Source organism: Corynebacterium sp. MSK047, from assembly GCF_030232285.1.
Lineage (GTDB): Bacteria > Actinomycetota > Actinomycetes > Mycobacteriales > Mycobacteriaceae > Corynebacterium > Corynebacterium jeikeium_D.
In genome coordinates, this window is the sequence record NZ_JASPJI010000021.1 from 1 (window position 1) to 20,215 (window position 20,215).

Annotated in this window: 13 protein-coding genes and 1 tRNA gene; 6 read left to right on the forward strand and 8 right to left on the reverse strand. The window is 59.0% G+C overall.

Features of this window, described 5'->3' with window-relative positions:
* Positions 1–153: 153 nt before the first annotated feature.
* The 3 genes from QP981_RS09035 to QP981_RS09045 form a co-directional block, all read right to left on the reverse strand.
* A tRNA-Leu gene (locus QP981_RS09035) sits at positions 154–227 on the reverse strand.
* Positions 228–277: 50 nt separating this feature from the next.
* On the reverse strand, positions 278–1,255 hold the full coding sequence (locus tag QP981_RS09040; protein ID WP_284857880.1) for a DUF368 domain-containing protein: 978 nt from the start codon (positions 1,253–1,255) through the stop codon (positions 278–280).
* Positions 1,256–1,466: 211 nt separating this feature from the next.
* Positions 1,467–2,057 carry a TetR/AcrR family transcriptional regulator gene (locus QP981_RS09045; protein WP_284857881.1) on the reverse strand — a complete coding sequence of 197 codons (591 nt, stop codon included), beginning with the start codon at positions 2,055–2,057 and terminating at the stop codon, positions 1,467–1,469.
* A 459-nt stretch (positions 2,058–2,516) separates the two neighbouring features.
* Between QP981_RS09045 and polA the strand changes: the two genes are divergently transcribed.
* The 4 genes from polA to coaE all read left to right on the forward strand — a co-directional run bounded on the left by polA (position 2,517) and on the right by coaE (position 9,056).
* Positions 2,517–5,147: a DNA polymerase I gene (gene polA / locus QP981_RS09050; protein WP_284857900.1), complete on the forward strand. Its 2,631-nt coding sequence runs from the start codon at positions 2,517–2,519 to the stop codon at positions 5,145–5,147.
* Positions 5,148–5,429: 282 nt separating this feature from the next.
* Positions 5,430–6,893 (forward strand): 30S ribosomal protein S1, encoded by a 1,464-nt coding sequence (gene rpsA / locus QP981_RS09055; protein ID WP_005510285.1) that lies wholly within the window; start codon positions 5,430–5,432, stop codon positions 6,891–6,893.
* Positions 6,894–7,271: 378 nt separating this feature from the next.
* Positions 7,272–8,381, forward strand: a complete 1,110-nt coding sequence (locus QP981_RS09060) for a glutathione S-transferase family protein (protein WP_502869567.1) — start codon at positions 7,272–7,274, stop codon at positions 8,379–8,381.
* Positions 8,382–8,414: 33 nt separating this feature from the next.
* Positions 8,415–9,056 (forward strand): dephospho-CoA kinase, encoded by a 642-nt coding sequence (gene coaE, locus QP981_RS09065; RefSeq protein ID WP_284857882.1) that lies wholly within the window; start codon positions 8,415–8,417, stop codon positions 9,054–9,056.
* Here coaE and QP981_RS09070 read toward each other — a convergent pair.
* From QP981_RS09070 to QP981_RS09080, 3 genes are all read right to left on the reverse strand, one after another.
* Positions 8,989–10,203 carry an aminotransferase class I/II-fold pyridoxal phosphate-dependent enzyme gene (locus QP981_RS09070; RefSeq protein ID WP_284857883.1) on the reverse strand — a complete coding sequence of 405 codons (1,215 nt, stop codon included), beginning with the start codon at positions 10,201–10,203 and terminating at the stop codon, positions 8,989–8,991. The two genes, coaE and QP981_RS09070, sit on opposite strands and share 68 nt — an antisense overlap.
* 105 nt (positions 10,204–10,308) lie before the next feature.
* A complete protein-coding gene (locus QP981_RS09075; RefSeq protein ID WP_284857884.1) occupies positions 10,309–10,998 on the reverse strand; it encodes a hypothetical protein in 690 nt (229 codons plus the stop codon).
* A 94-nt stretch (positions 10,999–11,092) separates the two neighbouring features.
* Complete coding sequence (locus tag QP981_RS09080; RefSeq protein WP_284857885.1) at positions 11,093–11,977, reverse strand: type IV toxin-antitoxin system AbiEi family antitoxin domain-containing protein; 885 nt, start codon at positions 11,975–11,977, stop codon at positions 11,093–11,095.
* 384 nt (positions 11,978–12,361) lie between these two features.
* Here QP981_RS09080 and uvrB point away from each other — a divergent pair, with 384 nt between their 5' ends.
* Both uvrB and QP981_RS09090 read left to right on the forward strand, forming a co-directional pair.
* On the forward strand, positions 12,362–14,494 hold the full coding sequence (gene uvrB / locus QP981_RS09085; protein WP_016422912.1) for an excinuclease ABC subunit UvrB: 2,133 nt from the start codon (positions 12,362–12,364) through the stop codon (positions 14,492–14,494).
* A 133-nt stretch (positions 14,495–14,627) separates the two neighbouring features.
* Positions 14,628–15,068, forward strand: coding sequence for a universal stress protein (locus QP981_RS09090; protein WP_005511992.1), 441 nt, complete (start codon positions 14,628–14,630; stop codon positions 15,066–15,068).
* A gap of 421 nt (positions 15,069–15,489) precedes the next feature.
* Here the strand turns inward: QP981_RS09090 and QP981_RS09095 are convergent, their stop codons facing one another.
* A complete protein-coding gene (locus QP981_RS09095) occupies positions 15,490–16,698 on the reverse strand; it encodes an Rv1352/Rv1906c domain-containing protein (protein ID WP_187401592.1) in 1,209 nt (402 codons plus the stop codon).
* A gap of 908 nt (positions 16,699–17,606) precedes the next feature.
* Positions 17,607–20,174, reverse strand: a complete 2,568-nt coding sequence (locus QP981_RS09100; RefSeq protein ID WP_284857886.1) for a HelD family protein — start codon at positions 20,172–20,174, stop codon at positions 17,607–17,609.
* Between the last annotated feature and the right edge of the window lie 41 nt (positions 20,175–20,215).

Genomic DNA, 20,215 nt, shown 5'->3' on the forward strand with positions numbered 1-20,215 from the left:
CTCAATCGGCATTCAAAAAGGCCAAATCTAACCCCCGCGACACGCCGAGCCAGACACACATTTTGACCCTTAACCCAAGATAGTGAATACTCAGACAACCAAAAACCCGCCCCCACCAGGCTAAAAGCCAGGTGAAAGCGGGTTTTCAAATCGTGCCCCCGGTGAGACTCGAACTCACACTGGACGGGTTTTGAATCCGTTGCCTCTGCCAATTGGGCTACAGGGGCGCAAAGCCGTCGATAAGCGAAAACGCTCTATCGAAGCGACTTTGACTAGTTTAGTCCATCGACCCCGAATTAGAAAAACGGCGCTGCGCATAAGCGACGATGCCGACAATTGCGGCGCCGAGAATGAACAGTCCGAGGGCGAGTCCCCAGTCGGAGCCAATGCCCTGGAGCTCGTTGTTTTCGGTCTGCCACGGCCAGAGAGCGCGCAGCGAACCGAGCATCAGGCCGGACATGGCGACCAGCGTGAGCGCCTGGTGCGTACTCAGCAGCCATTCGAGGAGGCGGATGAACAGGACGATGCCGATCAACGCGCCGACGAAGAAGGTGCCGATGTAGGCGAAGTCGCGGTCGTGAATTGCGCCCATGGTCGGTGCGTAGAGGCCAATGACCAGCAGAAAGAAGGAACCGGAAACGCCCGGCAGAACCAGCGCGCACACCGCAATCGAAGCGGCGATGAGTACGAGCCACAGAGGCGGCTGCGTCGGCGCGGCCTGTGGCAGGGAAGTCAGCGCGAACAGGGCGATGCTGAAGAACAGGAAGACGGCGATGGCCTTGCCGCGCATGCCCGGCTGACGCAGAGCGCCTGGCGGTAGCTCGTTCAGCGGCATGGTAATCGAGGCGGCGATCATGCCCATAAACAGTGCTCGGGAAGCGACTGGCTGGTTGGTGACGAAGCTCTCCATGACGCCTGCCATGGAGAAGACCACGGCCACCATGCCGATAGCCGCCGAAATGAGCAGCCACCAGTCAATCCTGCGTAGGTCCTCCTTGAAGGTGCCCTTCGAGATCGCCCGCGGCAGATCGGTGATGCGCTTGGCCGATTCAATCAGGCGTCCGTAGATGCCCGTGATCAGCGCAAGAGTGCCGCCGGAGACCCCCGGAATCGTCTCGGCGAGACCAATGAGTCCACCGCGAACTGCGTTGGCGATGACGCCCAACGGGGTCGGCTTCGGGATTTCAGAGTAGGGGCTCGTGGTCGGCAGCGTGGTCGACTCTGCGCCAGGAGCGCTCGTATTTTCAGTAGACATCGCAGGCCATTGTATGTCTTCTACCTGAGAAGAAGCGTATTTCCGTGTGTGTATTAGTAGCTCCGGGGTGCGATTAAGGACACAAAATAAAAAAGCAGCGCCTGGGGCGGCGCTGCTGATTCAGTGAGTTACGCAGGAGTAGTCGGTGGCAGTGGGGGGGGGGGCAGTAGGCGGTGGGCAGTGGAGCTGCTTTCTTAGCCGTGCTCGGTTCTTAGCCGTGTTCGATGATTTGCTGCAGGCAGCTGCCCAGGGCCTCAACCGAAATCCTCGGCGCGTTGGCCTCATCGATCAGACCAGTATCAGAAAGAACTAGGTATCCGACGCAGAGGGAAATAGCCATCTGGCTGCGGTGCACAGCAGTGTCGTGGCTAACGTCTTCCGGTCCGTCCGCTTCGACGCGGCGAATTAGGTCATCTGCAACAGCTTCATTGAACCGCTCGGCAATGACTTTTGCGGTTTCCTCGGAGTCGAGGGATCCGACAATCAGTGGAATCATGGACTGTCCGGCCATTCCTTGACCAGTCAAAATAGCGCTGGCCATCCGCTGGCCAAGTTCATTGAAGGGAGCTCGGCTGAGTGTGCCTTTGAACTGGCTGAAGTCAATCAGTTCGGCCATGAGACCTTCTTTGGAGCCGAAGTACTTGATGATGAGCGGCGCGCTAACGCCCGCATCGCTGGCAATTTCCTTCAGCGGCACGCTTCGCAAAGGCTTGCGCGCGAAGTGCCGAGCTGCAGCCGCGATGATGCGCTCGCGGGTGGACTGGGCGCTCCGTTGGAAATCGGTCGAATCGAACTCACTCATGCTGAAGAGTCTAAAGCCATGAAAGCGTAACTACGCCAATTGATTTCAGAGGCATGCGCAGGACGTGGTGATATGTTTTCGCGGCCACCTCAAAGAGGGGGTAATTTCTAGGTGCCTCATTTGGGGCAGGTTCCGTGCATGCTGTTGAACAATCGCTGGAAAATATAGAAAAACTCCAGGAAAATAAGGCGAATATTAAAGTTGGATTACAGCATTTCGGAAACTGAAACCAGGTGCCAAGCGACGCTCGAGAGGCTCACTCTTGCGAATCACTGTTCAGGTGGACTAAAGGGCTGCTGAATCCGTTTCAAAATGCAGCCTGATTACCGTAATTATTGTTCACTGAAGCTGACCGGCCAACAGCTCATCCTCCGCAGCTCGCGATTCCTCAGCGCGCATCTCAGTTTTCCTACGCTGTTCAATATTTTCCTACACTGGGATGTCATGAAGAAGACCCTCATGCTTATCGACGGTCATTCCATGGCCTTCCGCGCGTTCTTTGCCCTTCCGGTGGATAATTTCTCAACCACCGGTGGTCAGACAACGAACGCGGTGTACGGCTTCCTTTCTATGCTGTCCAATATCCTCAGCGAGGAAAAGCCCACGCACGTGGCGGTCGCCTTCGATGTCGCCCGCGAGACCTTCCGCAACGAGATCTTCCCGGAGTATAAGGCTCAGCGTGAGAAGACTCCTGAGGAATTCCGTGGTCAGGTGCCGCTTATTCAGCAGGTGCTGAAAGAGATGGGCATCGTCACGCTGGAAAAGGACAACTACGAGGCCGACGACATTATCGCGACGTTGGCTACCCAAGCCAAGCCTGAGGGCTTCGAAACGCTCATCGTCACTGGTGACCGTGACTCGTTCCAGTTGGTCAACGACACCACGACGGTGCTTTATCCAATGCGCGGCGTCACCACGCTGCATCGCTTCACGCCTGCTGCTATCGAGAAGAAGTACGGTCTGACGCCGACTCAGTACCCGGATTTCGCGGCTCTCCGCGGCGACCCCTCCGACAATCTCCCGGGCATTCCGGGGGTCGGCGAGAAGACCGCGACGAAGTGGATCGTTCAGTTCGGCACGCTGGCAAACCTCATCGACCACGCTGACGAAATCCGCGGTAAAGTCGGCGATAACTTCCGCGAGCGCGTCGCAAACGTCCAGCTGAACCGCGACATCACCGAAATGGTCAAGGATCTGCCCTTGCCGTACGGTCCGAACGAGCTCGAGCTCCGTCCCGCCGACGCCCAGGGCATCATCGACTTCTTCGACCGCCTTGAATTCGGCGACAACCTTCGCGAACGCGTCTTCCGCACCCTTTCCATCGAAGGCGCGGGCGTCACCGCCTCCACCAGCGACAGTGCGACAAAGCTCGAGGCTGTTTCGCTTGACGACGGCGCCCTGGCTGCCTGGCTCGATAATCTGCACGAGCCGGCCGCGTTGCAGGTCGGGGAGCACACCCTGATGATTGGCTCCGCAGATGAGAAGGGCAAGACCTCCGGCCAGGCTGTTTCTCTCGACTTGGGTGATCTTTCCGCCGAAGATGCCGACGCACTGCGCGAGTGGCTCGCTGGCGACCATCCGAAGCTGGTGCATGACTCCAAATCGGCCATGCATGCACTCTGGAACTACGACTTCGAGCTGGCAGGGGTCATCCACGACACCTTCTTGGCCGCGTATCTGCTGCGCCCAAGCCAGCGCAGCTACAGCTTGGACAATGTCGTCCAGCGTCACCTGGGCCAGACTCTTTCGCAAGCCGATGGCCAGATGACCCTGCTCGATGGCCCGGCCGAAGACGCTTCCCATGTCGCCGCCGTCATCGACCTGGCTGAGCGATTGGCTGTCGAACTCGACGAGGCCGGGCTCTACAGCGTGTACGCCGACCTGGAAGTCCCGCTCGCCCCAGTGCTGGGTCGGATGGAACGTGCCGGTATCGCTGTCGATGTTGATGCGCTCGAGGAGCTCCGCAAGCAGGCGCAGGCGGCTACCGATGAGGCGGAGAGTGAGGCCCGCAACCTCGTCGATAAGCCTGAGCTGAATCTCGGATCGCCGAAGCAGTTGCAAGAGGTTCTGTTTGACCAGCTGGGAATGCCCAAGACAAAGAAGACGAAGACGGGCTATTCCACGGCGGCGAAGGAAATTGAGGGGCTGGCGAAGGTCAACCCGCATCCGTTCCTGGATTACCTGCTGAAGTTTCGCGAGTCGCAGAAGATGAAGTCGACCGTGGAGGGGCTGATCAAGGCTGTTGCTGATGATGGCCGTATTCATACGACTTTTAATCAGACGGTCGCGGCGACGGGGCGTCTGTCGTCGACGGAGCCGAATCTGCAGAACATCCCGGTGCGCACGGAGTTCGGGCGACGGATTCGTGAGGCGTTCGTGGTCGGCGATGGCTATGAGCAGCTGATCACCGCGGACTACTCGCAGATTGAGATGCGCGTGATGGCGCACCTGTCGCAGGATCCGGGGTTGATTGAGGCCTACCGCCAGGGCGAGGACCTGCACAATTACGTCGGCTCGAAGGTCTTCGGCGTCGGCATTGATGAGGTCACGCCCGAGCTGCGTCGTCGTGTGAAGGCGATGAGCTACGGACTGGCTTATGGTCTGAGTGCTTTTGGTCTGGCGCAGCAGCTCGACATTCCGCAGCGCGAGGCGAAGAAGCTCATGGAGGACTACTTCGAGCGCTTCGGCGGCGTGCGCGATTATCTGCACAAGGTTGTTGAGCAGGCGCGTAAGGACGGCTTTACGGCCACGATGTTCGATCGTCGTCGCTACCTGCCGGAACTCAACGCCGACAACCGCATCGCTCGCGATAACGCGGAACGTGCGGCTTTGAACTCGCCGATCCAGGGCTCGGCGGCAGACATTATTAAGATTGCAATGCTCCGGGTCGACGATGCTTTACGACGGGGCGGGTTGCGCTCGCGTGTCCTCCTGCAGGTTCATGACGAACTGGTTGTGGAAGTTGCAGATGGGGAAGAGGGAGCCATCAAGGAGCTGTTGCATCGCGAGATGGACTCGGCGGCTGAATTGCTGGTGCCGTTGGATGTTTCCATCGGTGCTGGTGTGAACTGGGATACTGCTGCGCATTAGTGGTGCGAAGGTCGGGCCGTAGTGCTGGTAGGTGGACTTGTCGCGGGCTTGCCGTGGATGTGTTGCGGACTTGAATGTCGCAGCTCAAATCGGTATTGTTCGCTAGGTATGCATTAGCGTGCCGACTTTGCAGCCTCGAGCTTCATGGACATCGGGTTAACTAATTGCCAATGGTGAGATTCGCCGAAAGCGGATTTGGCCCGGTTGTCCAGGGGTTTCTTTGAGGGGCAAGGCCGAAATTGTCCGTTTTTCGATTTCTATCCGCTTCGGAGCACATCTTATATGTCCACTTCTAACGTCCCTCAGGTTGCCATCAACGACATTGGCACCGCTGAGGATTTCCTGGCCGCTGTCGACTCGACGATGAAGTACTTCAACGATGGTGACATCGTTGAAGGCACCGTCGTTAAGGTTGACCGCGACGAGGTTCTTCTCGACATCGGCTACAAGACTGAAGGTGTCATTCCTTCCCGCGAACTGTCCATCAAGCACGATGTCGACCCTGACGAAGTGGTCGAAGTTGGCGATGAGATCGACGCGCTGGTCCTGACCAAGGAAGACAAGGAAGGCCGCCTCATCCTGTCCAAGAAGCGCGCTCAGTACGAGCGTGCTTGGGGCACCATCGAGCAGCTCAAGGAGAACGACGAGCCGGTTACCGGTACCGTCATCGAGGTCGTCAAGGGCGGCCTGATCCTCGACATCGGCCTGCGCGGCTTCCTGCCGGCTTCCCTCGTCGAGATGCGTCGTGTCCGCGATCTCCAGCCGTACATCGGCCAGGAGATCGAGGCCAAGATCATCGAGCTCGACAAGAACCGCAACAACGTCGTTCTGTCCCGCCGTGCATGGCTCGAGCAGACCCAGTCTGAGGTCCGCTCTGAGTTCCTGCACCAGCTGCAGAAGGGCCAGGTCCGCAAGGGTGTCGTTTCCTCCATCGTCAACTTCGGCGCATTCGTCGATCTCGGCGGTGTTGACGGCCTGGTTCACGTTTCCGAGCTGTCCTGGAAGCACATCGACCACCCGTCCGAGGTTGTCCAGGTTGGCGATGAGGTCACCGTCGAGGTTCTCGAGGTCGACCTGAACCGCGAGCGCGTTTCCCTGTCCCTGAAGGCTACTCAGGAAGATCCGTGGCGCGTCTTCGCCCGCACTCACGCAATCGGCCAGATTGTTCCGGGCAAGGTCACCAAGCTGGTTCCGTTCGGCGCGTTCGTCCGCGTCGAGGAGGGCATCGAGGGCCTGGTTCACATCTCCGAGCTGGCTTCCCGCCACATCGATGTTCCAGACCAGATCGTCTCCGTCGACGAGCAGGTCATGGTCAAGGTCATCGACATCGACCTCGAGCGTCGTCGTATCTCCCTGTCCCTCAAGCAGGCTGACGAGGACTTCACCGAAGAGTTCGACCCGACCAAGTACGGCATGGGCGACTCCTACGACGAGCAGGGCAACTACATCTTCCCGGAGGGCTTCGACCCGGAGACCAACGAGTGGATGGAGGGCTTCGAGACCCAGCGCGCAGAGTGGGAGGCTCGCTACGCAGAGGCAGAGCGTCACCACCAGCTGCACGCTGCCCAGATCGAGCGTCACCGCGCTGCAGCTGCCGAGGCTGCAGAGACCGCTTCGAACTACTCCTCCGAGTCCGGCGAGGCAGCCCCGGCTGCTCCGGCCGCACCGGCTGCAGACAACGCAGGCGGCACCCTGGCTTCCGACGAGCAGCTCGCTGCTCTGCGCGAGAAGCTGGCTGGCAACTAAGCTAGGCCGCTAAGGGCTTACACGTCCCTTTGAGAAATCGCCCCGGCGAGGTTTTCCTCGCTGGGGCTTTTTCGTGCCTTCTTTGCTTTACGACGGGCACCTGCTCGGCCTTGTTCTTATAGCGGCGGCTTGGGGGCTTGCTGCATCTTTGGTCCTGGTGTTGGGGCTTTGGGCCATAAAGGTGGCGCCGCTGTTGCCTAAAGCGGGCTTGCGCTTCACCAGAAGTGGCTTGCTGCACAGTAACGGGCTGCTGGCGAAGCGCAAGCCGTCCTATTGGCCCTAAGGGCCCTAATGTCCTGGTGGCCTTGTCGATTTTGGTGGCTCTGGCTGCCCTTACTGCCGTTGACAGCCCGTCTCTCTACCCATATGATTGGTGACATGACAACAAAGGACGAAGCCAAACAGGTAGATAACGCTAATCACGTAGAGGATTCCGCACACTCCGCCGGTGGGGTGTACTCCCAGAAGGGCAAGGACTTTAACCGCGACACCCGCTATATCAATGACCGGGTTGTTAAGGACGGTCGCGAAGTAGGCGAGGGGATTAAGACGTGGCCCGTTGAAGCCGGTCGCTACCGCCTTGTTGCAGCTCGCGCCTGCCCGTGGGCGCATCGCACGCTTATCGTTCGCAGGCTGCTCGGCCTGGAAGATGCAATTTCAGTCGGAATTCCAGGGCCAGTTCACGATGCCCGCTCCTGGGCATTCGACAAAGGCCCAGGTGGCCGCGATGAAGTACTCGGCTACGAGCGCCTCCAGGAGGCATTCCTCAAGCGTGTCCCGGACTATCAGCGCGGCATTACTGTTCCGGCCATCGTCGAGATCGAGTCGGGCGAGGTTGTGACCAATGACTTCCCCTGGATTACCTTGGACTTCATTACCGAGTGGACCGAGTTCCACCGCGAAGGCGCCCCGGATCTTTACCCGGTGGAGATGCGCGAGGAAATGGATGAGCTTATGCAGTTCATCTACACCGAGATCAACAACGGCGTCTACCGCTGTGGTTTCGCAGGCTCGCAGGAGTCCTACGACAAGGCTTACGACCGGCTGTTCAATGCCCTAGACCAGGTTTCTGAGCGCTTAGAGACCCGCCGTTACCTCATGGGCGACCACATCACTGAGGCCGATATTCGCCTTTATACAACCCTCATCCGCTTCGATGCCGTCTACCACGGCCACTTCAAGTGCAACCGGAGTAAGATTTCCGAGATGCCGGTTCTATACAACTACCTGCGTGATCTCTTTCAGACTCCGGGCTTCGGCGACACCACTGACTTCGTCGATATCAAGCGCCACTACTACGAAGTCCATCGCGACCTCAATCCTTTAGGGATTGTCCCGAAGGGGCCGGAGCTCTCTGACCTGCTCCAGCCGCACGGCCGTGAAGCCCTTGGTGGCAGCCCATTCGGTAACGGCACCGCCCCGGCCCCAGTCAACCCAGATCCCGTTGAAGAGGGCCACCGCATCGAGGATCTCGTCGTAAAGCACTAACGTGCGGGGGCGTGTCCACGTACCCTTAGAGACATGCTCAAAGTAGGACTAACCGGTGGCATGGGCAGTGGAAAATCTACGGTCGCCCGTAGGTTTGCCGATCTCGGTGCCGTCATTATCGACGCTGATCAGATTGCTCGCGATGTCGTCGAACCCGGCGAGCCGGCGCTCACCGAACTCGCCGAAGCTTTCGGCGAGGGTATTTTGCTTGACGACGGCTCCCTCAATCGCGGCGAACTTGCGAAGCGGGCCTTCGTATCCGCGGAGAAGACGGAGCTGCTGAACTCCATCACCCATCCGCGTATTGAGCAGCGCACCGAAGAGCAGTTCAACGCGGCAGGTGGCGCCATCATTGTTTTTGACTCTCCGCTGTTGATTGAAATGGGGCAGTCAGAAGCACAGGACCTCGTCGTAGTTGTGCATACCCCGGTGGAGGTCCGTCTCGACCGTCTGGTGGAAAGTCGCGGTGTAGGCCGAGAGGATGCGAAGCGGCGCATCGCTAAGCAAATCAGCGATGATAAGCGCCTGCAGTTCGCCGACGTGGTTCTGGAAAACTCAGGCACCGAGGAGGACCTCGTGCGCCAGGTCGACCGGATTTGGGAGCGGATTATTCAGCCGCTGAATCAGATCCGCCAGCTGCAGGCCGGGCAGCAAGATAATCCCGCAGCCGGATGATAGCCTCCTCAATCACCTCGGCGCGCTTGCAGAAAGCGAACCGCACCAGGTAGCGGTACTTTTCTGACTCCGGGTCGTCCACAAAAGCGGTGACGGGGATGGCTGCGACGCGGCATTCCTTGACCAGCCGGGTGCAGGTCTCCAGGGCGTCGCCAAGCCCCCAGCTCGAGACATCGGCGACGACAAAATACCCTGCCTGCGGCGTGAAGACGTCAGCGCCCAGGCCCTCCAACCCATCGGCGAGGAGCCGCATGTTGCCCTCGAGCTGACCTGCCAGCTCGTCCACCCATGGGGCACATTCCTGCAGGCCACGGGCGACTGCGGGCTGAAGGGGAGTGGCGCCGACATAGCTCAAGAACTGCTTGGCCTTGACGACGCCATCGAGTAGCTCAGTCGGGGCGAGCGCCCAGCCAATCTTCCAGCCAGTGACGTTGAAGGTTTTTGCGGCGCTGGACACGACAATGGTTCGCTCGCGCATGCCGGGCAGAGCGCTGATGGAAGAGTGTGACAATCCGTTGAAGTACAGGCGTTCGTAGACTTCGTCGGCAAGCACGAGCAGATCGTTTGTGATGGCGACATCGGCGATGGCCTGCAATTCCTCGTCCGTGAGGACGGTGCCGGTGGGGTTGTGCGGCGAATTGATGATGATCATGGCCGTTTTAGCGGTGACGGCATCGGCAAGTGCGCTGCGGTCGAGCGACCAGGAGCGCGCCGTACTGGAAGCTGCGGGGATGAGCGGCACCGCGGTATATGTGCAGTTAGCCAGTGCGATGGCGGCTTTGTACGAGTCGTAGTACGGCTCGATGACGATGACGTGGCTGCCGGGTTCGAGATGCCCCAAGGCGGTGGCGGCAATCGACTCCGTGGCGCCGACCGTGACGAGGCATTCGGCGTCGGCGTCGTAGACCTGCCCCGTGCGGCGGGCGCGATCGGCGACGATAGCCTCGCGGAGCACCTTCATGCCGCGGCCGGGGCCGTACTGGTTGTTTCCTCCAGCTATCTGATGTCGCGCCTCCGCGAGCACCTCCGCCGGCCCATCCCAGTCGGGGAAGCCCTGTCCAAGATTGATTGCCTCGTGCTCGGTAGCGAGGCGGGACATGGTGGCGAAGATGGTCTCGCCGAAGGGGCGCAAGCGGGAAACGGTCATGGTTTCACTGTAGGCGGGAGTTTTGCGGGCTTGTTGCGATTCCCCATCGGCGAATCGCGGCTGGCGGCCAGCAGTTGCACCGACTGCCGACCGCCACCTGGTGCGCTAGTACATGTAAATCTTCGCGTTGTTGCCGCCGGTGCACACGACAACGTCGTCTTGTGTGCTGCAGCTGAGGTCGTAGGTCTTCCCGGTCGCGGGACTCTTGGCCTTGATGTTTGGCTGCAGGTGGTCGCGGATATTGTCCTCCGAGGCGTTAAGCCCCTCGGTCTGCTGGTTGAAAACGGCCTTCGCAAAGTCGCAGCTGGTATTCGGGCCCGCCGCGATGAGGTTGAGGCCGTACCCATCGCCGTAGATGCAGGTGGTTGCCTGTTCGCCGGCCGCCATGAAGGTAGATCCCGGCGAGGGGTTGTTGTAGATTTCAGCGGTCATGTCCTGACGAAGCCGGCTCCCGTCGCCGTTGTCGCCTCTTTCGCTTGACGACGTCGACGCGCCACCAGTCTCCGCCGTCGATGTATCGCCTCCCTGGTCCGGTGCAGAACCGGTTGGGTTTGGTGTGTTGCCCGAACTCTTGTCAGACACGCCATCCTCGGTCTGAGTAACGGTAGTGGTTTCAACAGGAGGAGCAGATTCGGGCGCTGCATCAGTTTCCTGCGTTGAGCAGGCGGTGAAGGCCAATGCGGTGGTAGCGAGGATGCCGGCCACAAGGGCTCGGTGTGAGGTTGCCTTCCGAGTGGTGGAACCGGGGCGAGTCGTAGCGGGCGTGTGGACTGGTGTGCGGCGCGAGGTGTTCATAGGCGCCAGGCTAGTTGCTGTTCGGTCAGTTTTCATTACAAAATAAATAACAATTTGGCAAGTGGATGGCTGTTTATCTCGCGATATCGGCTGTTTATCTCTGCTTATTGGCGTAGCCAACCGTTGGATTCCATTCCCAAACTTTCTGACAGGCAGGCCATCCTGGTTTATAGTCCACGCGGGGACGGCGCTTTTGCACCCATCGAATTGCCTGCTCGATTTCGTCGAGGACACTGTCGAGATTCCAATTGATGCATGAGTCCGTGAACCGCAGGACTATCCAGCCGTGCAGCGTGCCGGAGTTGGTCTTCCAGCGATCTGTGATGAACGAGTCCTCGTTGGCGTGGTACTTCTCGGAGTCGACTTCGATGGCTATTTTCCACTGGTCAAGTAGGATATCGAAGCAGTAGGGGCCGATGAAGTGGTTCATTCGGATCCGGTACCCGCGCTTAATCAATGGGCGAGCCAGCTTGCGCTCGAGTTCGCTGCATGCGCCGATCGGCGTGGTGGCGATGGTTTCACGCAGCCAGGCGGGGACTTTCCGCATCCGGCTGAGGTCGTGGTTGAGTCGCTTCTCGCCGTCCCGGCCGGCGTAGTGTGTTTCCAGGATTCTGCGTGCATAGTCTTTTGAAGCTCGTGCTGCCCAGAGTGCTTCGACAACTGGTATGCCATCGATTCTGGTGCAGGCCGGCAGGCGGCTGTGCCTAATGGAGAAGGTCTCGGCCTGAACTGATCCCGCGCCTTCCGTCTGGATAGGAAATGTCAGGGGAAGTCTCAAGTGGATTTGAGCTGCGCTTTTACCGCTTAGAGCAATCTTTTTGTAATGCCCTGTGATTGCTCGGGCGACTGAGGCGGGAGAGTGGTCGTCAATGTAGAGGCCACGTACTAATCTAGTTAGTCTGCCTTGTTGTAGGAGGGCTCTGGTCTTTTTCTCTCCGATGCCGAGTGCACGTAACTCGGCCGTGGTGAAACTTCCCATGGTCGGGACTCTAAGCTTTTGCGGCCCAGGGGATTTTCTGTGAGAGAGGCTCCGCGTCCAATCTGTGGACAACTTTCAGGGTGTGGATAACCCAGGCCTCCCGCAGCCTCGCAGCCTCGCAGCCGCGGACCATCGATAAGACGGCTTGCGCTTCACCAGGAGTCAGTCCATGCGCACTAAGGGCCAGCTGGTGAAGCGGAACCCGCCTTTGCTGGCCTGGCAGCGACTTTATGCCAGCCTTGTCCAAATCTGTGCCGATTTTAATGTTGGTCCGGAACTCGACAGCCGCTCCTAAGCCCCTGGGCCCCAGCCCTGGACAGCCCAAAGCCCCAGGAAGTAACGTAACCAGCCGCTTTCAAGACAGCCTTCGCTACGCTGGGAACTATGGCATTTGCAGCAGAGCAACCCGTCCTCGCGCACTCGGAGTTCCGGCCCGTCGGTGAAGTCGAGCGCGCTGAGGGAAACTTCGAGGTCATCAGCGAGTTCGAGCCCTCGGGCGACCAGCCGCAGGCAATCGCGGAACTGTCGGAGCGCCTAGATAGAGGCGAGCGCGAGGTAGTCCTGATGGGTGCCACGGGTACCGGCAAGTCAGCCACCGCAGCGTGGCTGATCGAAAAGGTGCAGCGGCCAACCCTCGTCATGGCACCGAACAAGACGCTGGCGGCCCAGCTGGCCAATGAGCTCCGCAGCCTGCTGCCAAACAACGCGGTCGAGTACTTCGTTTCGTACTACGACTACTACCAACCCGAGGCCTACATCGCGCAGACCGATACATATATTGAAAAGGATTCCTCCATCAACGAGGACGTGGAGCGCCTGCGCCACTCGGCTACTTCAGCGCTGCTGTCGCGTCGCGACGTAGTCGTCGTCAGCTCTGTTTCTTGCATCTATGGCCTGGGTACCCCGCAGTCATACCTCGACCGTTCGGTGTGGCTGAAGGAGGGCGAGGAAGTCGACCGCGACCAGTTCCTGCGCCTTTTGGTGGACATTCAGTACGCCCGCAATGACATCGCCTTTACCCGCGGCACCTTCCGAGTAAAAGGTGACGTGGTCGACATCATCCCGGCCTACGAAGAAAAGGCCGTGCGGGTGGAGTTCTTCGGCGACGAGATTGATTCGCTGTACTACCTCAATCCAGTCACGGGCGACGTCATCGACCAAGTCCCTGAGCTGCGCATCTTCCCAGCTACGCACTATGTCGCAGGCCCGGAGCGGATGGAACGGGCCGTCGCGGACATCAAGGCCGAACTCGCCGAACGCCTGGCGGATCTGGAAAACCGGGGCAAGTTGCTGGAAGCACAGCGTCTGCGCATGCGCACGGAGTACGACCTCGAAATGATTGAACAGGTCGGCTTCTGCTCCGGCATTGAGAACTACTCGCGCCACATCGATGGTCGCGCGCCGGGCTCGGCCCCCGCGACGCTCATCGACTATTTCCCGGAGGACTTCCTCACCATCATCGATGAGTCGCACGTCACCGTGCCACAGATTGGCGGCATGTTCGAGGGCGATGCCTCCCGTAAGCGCAACCTCGTCGACTTCGGTTTCCGCCTGCCATCGGCGTTGGATAACCGCCCGCTGACGTTCGACGAATTCGATGCCCGAGTGGGCCAGGTCGTGTTCATGTCCGCAACGCCGGGTGACTATGAGCTCGAAAAGACCGGTGGCGAGTATGTGGAGCAGGTTATTCGTCCGACTGGGCTGGTGGACCCCAAGATCGTCGTTAAGCCTACTGAGGGGCAGATTGATGATTTGATCGGCGAGATCCGAAAGCGCACCGAGCGTGACGAACGCGTTCTCGTCACCACCCTGACGAAGAAGATGGCGGAGGATCTGACCGACTACCTGCTCGAAAATGGTGTGCAGGTGCGGTACATGCACTCGGATGTTGATACGCTCAAGCGCGTTGAGTTGCTGCGGCAGTTGCGTCTCGGCGAGTACGACGTGCTGGTCGGTATTAACCTGCTGCGCGAGGGGCTGGACTTGCCCGAGGTTTCGCTGGTGGCAATCCTCGACGCCGACAAGGAGGGGTTCCTGCGTTCGGAGCGCTCGTTGATTCAGACGATTGGTCGTGCCGCGCGAAACGTCTCCGGCGAGGTGCACATGTACGCCGACAAGATCACCGATTCCATGCGGTTCGCCATCGACGAGACGGAGCGCCGCCGCGAAAAGCAGATTGCTTACAACACTGAGCATGGCATCGATCCGCAGCCGCTGCGCAAAAAGATCGCGGACATCTTGGATCAGGTCTACGACAACGCTGACACCGATTACGAAGGCAAGACCGGTGCGGCCGCTGATGCGCTGCTCTCGCGTGCCGACGGCTCGGGCGCGGCCGATGGCGCTAGCGGTAAGCAGATGCCGAGGGCGGAGCTCGAGGCGCTTATCGCGGATTTGTCGGAGCAGATGGCCGCGGCTGCGCGAGAGTTGAAGTTCGAGCTCGCGGGGCGCTTGCGCGATGAGATTTTCGACCTCAAGAAGGAACTTAAGGGGATGATTGAGGCCGGTGTCGAGTAGTTTTTTGCTACTGTTGTGGGAAGTAAAACAGTGTATTCGCGAAAGTGGCTCTGGCCAGTGGGTTCGGGGGCAACGACGGCGTTACGCACGATGAACTGTTTTAATGCAACTTCCACAGTGAGGGATAGTTTTCATGAGTGATTACAAGACCATTGTTGTCGGCACGGATGGTTCTAAGTCGTCGCTGCTCGCAGTAGAGCGCGCTGCCTCGATTGCTGCTGCTTTCGATGCCACCCTGGTTATCGGCTGCGCTTACTACGAGACTGCAGAGGATGCGTCCAAGACCCTGCGCCAGGATTCAGTTCAGGTCCTCGGTGATGATCCGGCTCAGAAGAACCTGGCTGCTGCTAAGGAGGCCGCAGAGGCCGTCGGCGCTACCAAGGTTGAGACCGAGGTTCGTTCCGGCTCCCCGGTTGAGGCTCTGATGTCTCTGGTCACTGACCGTCGCGCTGACCTGCTGGTGGTCGGTAACCGCGGCATTAACTCGCTGACTGGTCGTCTGCTGGGCTCCGTGCCGGCTGATGTTGCTCGTCAGTCGGACTGTGACGTCATGATCGTTCACACTGTGAGCTAATAAAACGGTGAGCTAGTAAGACCGTCAGCTAACAATTTAGCCTTCGCTTTAAACCGGCACATCTGGGTTGGGGTGCCGGTTTTCCTATTGTCGGCCAGGACGCGGGTGGAGTCTCGGGGCGGTGAGGAGCTGAGAGGCTAGGCCCAATCCAGCTCGGGCAGATACTTCATAGGGGGGGGGAAAGCAGAGTGGGCGAAGGTCGGGAGCCCAGGGGATTACGTTGAGACTCACTTGGGCAAGAAGATGAGCGCGAAATGGAAACACGCGGCACCGATGTTTGTCGTGAAAACCTGTCGATTACTATCCATGCGCGGAGCTGACCTGTCGCCTCGCACGTGAGGGGATTTCTGTATGCAGGAACACGCCACATATTTGGTCGGTGCCGCGCCAACTACGGCGTCTCAGCATGCCCCGCGCCGGGCTAATTCACTCGCTGCCAGCCGCCACACGACTTACTAATGAAAGCCCCGTCGGACGGTAGTATCTCAACGGTAATCGTTTGACCAAAGTTGACGAAATTGTTGTCGATGATGTTGCCGGCTCCATCGTTACGCTCGTAGTAGCAATCAGAAACAGTCGCTCCCTTTGTTTCCCATAGACCCGGCTGAACGACACGGATTCCCTTTTCAGGCTGCTGCTTAACGATGTAGTTTCCGTCAATTAAATCTGTTTGTTTTGCGTCACCCGACAAAGCTTCATCGACGAGGTGTTGCTGATCCGGGCAAAGAATTGGAACCATCAGCTGAACACGTCGAGCGTTTTCATCATCTGGAGTCGAAAGTCTTTCAAGGTCGGCTAAATCCCAAGCCGTTTTCTCTCCACTGCGCATTGCCTCGCACATCTTGACATCAACGTCGTACGTGTCTGTGCTTCCGCTGCGTACTTCGATACCAGCATTAGTCATGGTCTTCAGATACTTGTCCTGCTTCGGATTCCCCGTTGAGGTGGGAGCAGCTGGACTTGCTTCCTTCTCCTCTCTCGCGACCGGGTAAACCGTTTTTCCCTCGGCTGGCTCACAGCGAGCCAGGAGCTGGTCGTTGATAGTCAGCTCGACTGATTTCAGGGAGTCACTCTCGGTGATAATCCCCTTCGGAAGGGGCAACGACAATAGCCCGCGAGAGCCACCAATACGGTAAGGAATCGAGTCGGTTACGTCTTCCTTCGTTCCTCCTTTAGAGAGCGTAACTTTTACGTCCTGTTCATCGTCGCCCGAATCCTCATGCTCATAGTCCAATACAACTCCGTTTTGAGTCTCGACGGTCATCACAGCATGAGGATCGAAGGAATCCACACCATGCGAATCATTGGGGGCCATATGGAATTCGAACTCATCGCCATCCTGGCCAGAATCCAGGAGTTCAGCGCCGATGAGAGCCATATCGAACTCCTTAGTCGAGACAATGGTGTTGTTGCTGAAATCGTGTTGAACACCGGTGATGATATTTGTCCTGCACGAAAGTCCAGTTACTTCCGGAGCATACGATTGCTGGCTCTCATTCCAGTCCTCAGGCTGGGTTGGAAGATTCGGGTCAGTTGAGTCGTACTCGAATTTATCGAAAGGAGAACAGCCTGCCAAAAAGGCTAGCGCAAGGAGAGAAGCAGCCAACGCAGCATGGGGTTTAGGTGTCATAAGGTTAATGCTATCAAGCGCTTCACTTAGTAGTGTTTCAGCCAAAACAAATTAGGAGGAATCAGTTCTTAAGGCGCGACGAGTTTTGAGCGATAAACTCTGAAGTGTTACGTAATCCACTCACAGGCATTGCAGTTGTGCCCCCCGTAAGCTCTAGTAATCAGCGGCGCGGTGAGCACGAGCTTTATTCCTTTGTGAATTCCTTGTTATCACGGAAGCGATTCTTTCTGTTCAGGGTTCGCGGATGATTGATTGCCCGCTCGAACTTCAAAAAGCTTCCGAGAATGCTCAGGAGCTGATTCGTGTTCGAATTATTGCTGACACTGGATGCCATTCTTTTTCCGCTACGACGAGAGCAATACTAGCGCACAACTAGGTCAGCAAATATCCAGGTCTGAGGGCTCAAACGGGGCAGTTCCTCCATAGGAAGCCAATTGATTACTGGGAAAGCAAGATCCTTCACCGATAGATAGCAGGACTCTCGTGCTGCGGTCTTGACGCAAATCCAAGATCGTGGAGACGGGGAAATCTTCCACTAAATTATCGTCCTGGTAAGCGATAGCATTGCGTTGGGATTTCAGTGCTTCGATGTTGGTTGCCAGTTCTTTTTAGATGGCGATAGCCGATGTGGCAACCATGCTGGCTAGCTACGGCATCGGGTGGTGCACCGATGGAGGTAGTGGGCTGCTGGTAAACGACGTGAATATGCCAGTTGCAGATGTTTCTGCATTTGTGGCGCACGCCCACGATACAAGAACACCTGGAGATTCTTACGGTGTTTCTATTAGCTGTAATCGAATGGTCTGGTGCCGGACGCCACTCCTGATTACTGAAATATACAGGGCGATTAAGTTCTACCTCGCCCGGTGGTCATCCCCCATAACTGGAGTTAACCGCAACTTGATGGCCTAGGCCCAATCCAGCTCGGGTAGATGCTCAGGACGCTGCTTATCGACGACCACGAGTCCCTGGGTCGCACGAGTCAGTGCAACATACAGGTCCTGTAGCCCCTGCGGAGATTGCGCCACAATCTGGTCGGGTGCGACGACGATGACCTCGTCGAATTCCAGACCTTTTGAGGTCGTAATGTCGTAGACCGCGCAGCTGGTGAGCTTGCTGGCGCGAGTGGCAGGTGTGGCATCGGCGCTAGTCGCGTCGCCAGCACCAGTGGCATCATTTTCGACATCTCCACCAGCGCCGCCGTCTCCGCGAGCGTCGCCAGAGTCGCCAGCATCACCAGCTCCGCCAGCATCACCAGCTCCGCCACCAAGAAACTCCTGCACCTCCGCGCGAGTGTCGTCGAGGAGCTCTGCGGGAGCAATCACAGCGACCAGGCGGTCCGGCTGCGCAACCTGCTCCACATGCGTCAGAGCTTCCGTCACAGTGTGGGCCTGAACAGGCTTGCGGCCGGTGGCGCGGATCGACTGCGGCGCCTCCAGCTCCGGATCAATCTCAGCCAGGACGCTGGCGGCAACCTCCATCACCTCAGCTGGGGTGCGGTAGTTGACGGTCAGCTCGTGGAGATGCCACCTCGAGCCGATGATTGGTTCCAGCACATCGTCCCAGGTCGCGGCACCTGCGGGGGAGCCCGTCTGGGCCACGTCGCCGACGAGGGTCATCCAGCCGTTGGGGCTGCGGCGGCGCAGCATTCGCCAGGCCATCGCGGAGAGTTCCTGAGCCTCGTCGACGATGACATGGCCGTAGGCCCACAGGCGATCCGCCGCCGCCCGCTCGGCGGTGGATCGCAGGTCGCGCTCACGGTGGCGTTCGGCCAGTGCCTCGGCATCGATGACGTCATACGCTGACAAGATCTCGGCCTCGAAGCCGTCGTCAAGATCCTGGGACGCAGAACTGGACAGGGTATCCAACGCGCCCTGCGCTTCCTCGACGCGGGCCTGCCAATCCTCTTCATCGGCCTCCGCGTCACCAACTGGGCCGAGGAGTTCCGCCAGCTCGTCGAGAAGCGGGGCGTCGGAAGGCATCCAGTCGGTGCCTTCCGGCCGGTAGAGAGCCTCGCGCGTCAGCTCGTCGTAATCGGTGGCGGCGTAGTCGATGGCCTCGCGAGAGCTCAGCAGTTCCGACAGCACCCGCTCGGGCGTAAGCGCAGGCCACAGCTCATCGAGGATGTCGGCAACTGCTCCGGATTCGTCGATTTCGTCGCGTAGATCGGCAATGTCGGTCACGGACAGGAGGTTTTCGCCGCCCAGCGGATCGGCACCGATGACCTCGGCCATCTGTGCGGCCAGCAGTTCCACCACGTGATCGCGGAAAATCGGGCGAGCCAGATTGTGGGGTTTACGAGTCCTCCGCGCACGCGTCCGCGCGGCTTTCACCATCTCCGGCGTGATGGTCAGAGTGATGTTGTCGTTCCGGACCTCAAGAGGTTCCGCGGGCAGCTCCTGGTAGGCCCGCACGGCCTCACGCAGGATCGTGAGCATCTCAATCGAGCCCTTAACTTCCTGCGCAACCAAGGGTTCGGGGTTGTGTCCGTCGATAAGCGCGTCGGAACCGCGCACGCCGGGGTAGAGATCGGCGATGGTGGTCAGCACCACGCCCGTTTCGCCGAGGCTCGGCAGCACGCGGGAGATGTAGTCGAGGAAGGTTGTGTTCGGGCCGATGATGAGGACACCGGTTTTCGCCAGCTGATCGCGGTAGGTGTAGAGAAGCCATGCGACGCGATGCAGCGCCACCGCCGTCTTGCCCGTGCCGGGGCCGCCCTGGACGACCAGAGTGCCGCGGGTGGAGTCGCGGATGATGAGGTCCTGCTCGCGCTGAATGGTCTCCACAATGCCGCGCATATGGCCGGTGCGCGCTTGATTCATGACCTCCCGCAGCACCGATTCGCCACCGACGCCCGCTTCAACTTCGGTCTCGTGTGCGCTGTCGGCTTCCTCGCCGGAGAGCCATTCGTCGTCAATGCTGCGGACCTTCCGGCCGTGCGTGCGCAGGTGTCGGCGCAGGCTGACTCCCTCGGGATGCGCGGTCGTGGCCAGGTAAAACGGGCGCGCGCCGTCGGCACGCCAATCCATGATGACCGTGCGGTAGTCGTCGTTTTCATCGGACAGGCCGATTCGCCCGATGTATCGCTTATCGACGGTCGCCCCCGGCCCTTCCTCTGCCAAAGGATTGTCGGGATCTGTGTCATCGATATCGATTCGACCAAAGACCAGGCCGATCTCGGCTGAGCGGTAGCGGTCCAGATTAGCCTGTAGTCGGTGGTATTCCACCTCGCGTTCAACGCGGGCTTGCGGGTCTGGGTCGTCGATGAGCATGACCTGGCGCAGGTACTCTTGGTCGCGCTCGCGTGCCCGGTCGAGGAAGCTGAACGCACGGTCGACGTAGGCCTGTTCGGCAGCAAGGATGCTTTCTTCTTCTCGCTGTGGTGCTGAACTTGCCTGGTCCGGCAGACCTGCCTGGCCAGTGTGGCCAATGCGGCCTGTCTGGTCCTGCCCGGGCTCGGATGCGCGCGACGCCAACCTGGTCTCCTCAACGAATCGCAAAATTAGTGCTAACTGAT

Coding starts and splice junctions, on each gene's coding strand:
- QP981_RS09040 (WP_284857880.1), bottom strand. CDS start 1,255: ATGTCTACTGAAAATACGAGCGCTCCTGGCGCAGAGTCGACCACGCTG.
- QP981_RS09045 (WP_284857881.1), bottom strand. CDS start 2,057: ATGAGTGAGTTCGATTCGACCGATTTCCAACGGAGCGCCCAGTCCACC.
- polA (WP_284857900.1), top strand. CDS start 2,517: ATGCTTATCGACGGTCATTCCATGGCCTTCCGCGCGTTCTTTGCCCTT.
- rpsA (WP_005510285.1), top strand. CDS start 5,430: ATGTCCACTTCTAACGTCCCTCAGGTTGCCATCAACGACATTGGCACC.
- QP981_RS09060 (WP_502869567.1), top strand. CDS start 7,272: ATGACAACAAAGGACGAAGCCAAACAGGTAGATAACGCTAATCACGTA.
- coaE (WP_284857882.1), top strand. CDS start 8,415: ATGCTCAAAGTAGGACTAACCGGTGGCATGGGCAGTGGAAAATCTACG.
- QP981_RS09070 (WP_284857883.1), bottom strand. CDS start 10,203: ATGACCGTTTCCCGCTTGCGCCCCTTCGGCGAGACCATCTTCGCCACC.
- QP981_RS09075 (WP_284857884.1), bottom strand. CDS start 10,998: ATGAACACCTCGCGCCGCACACCAGTCCACACGCCCGCTACGACTCGC.
- QP981_RS09080 (WP_284857885.1), bottom strand. CDS start 11,977: ATGGGAAGTTTCACCACGGCCGAGTTACGTGCACTCGGCATCGGAGAG.
- uvrB (WP_016422912.1), top strand. CDS start 12,362: ATGGCATTTGCAGCAGAGCAACCCGTCCTCGCGCACTCGGAGTTCCGG.
- QP981_RS09090 (WP_005511992.1), top strand. CDS start 14,628: ATGAGTGATTACAAGACCATTGTTGTCGGCACGGATGGTTCTAAGTCG.
- QP981_RS09095 (WP_187401592.1), bottom strand. CDS start 16,698: ATGACACCTAAACCCCATGCTGCGTTGGCTGCTTCTCTCCTTGCGCTA.